The sequence below is a fragment of the Neolewinella lacunae genome, assembly GCF_014349155.1.
Lineage (GTDB): Bacteria > Bacteroidota > Bacteroidia > Chitinophagales > Saprospiraceae > Neolewinella > Neolewinella lacunae.
In genome coordinates, this window is sequence record NZ_JACSIT010000132.1 from 726 (window position 1) to 937 (window position 212).

General features: G+C 61.3%; 1 protein-coding gene. It reads left to right on the top strand.

The annotated features are described in order from the left end of the window. Window positions 1-212: hypothetical protein (locus H9S92_RS22925; RefSeq protein ID WP_187467344.1), on the top strand; the 212-nt coding region annotated here is incomplete at both ends.

Genomic DNA, 212 nt, shown 5'->3' on the forward strand with positions numbered 1-212 from the left:
GTAACGCTGTCGATTGCCCGCGTCAACGCTGCCAACATCGCCCTGGAAGTATACGACCAGGAACTGATCCTGACCTGTGCTGACTTGGGCACGGTCCGGGTAGGCCTGCGGGTAGAAGACGCCGCCGGCAACGTAAACTTCTGCTGGCTGGACGTACTGGTGGAGGACAAGAACGCCCCCGTGTGTATCCCTCCGAGCCCGGTTACGCTGAG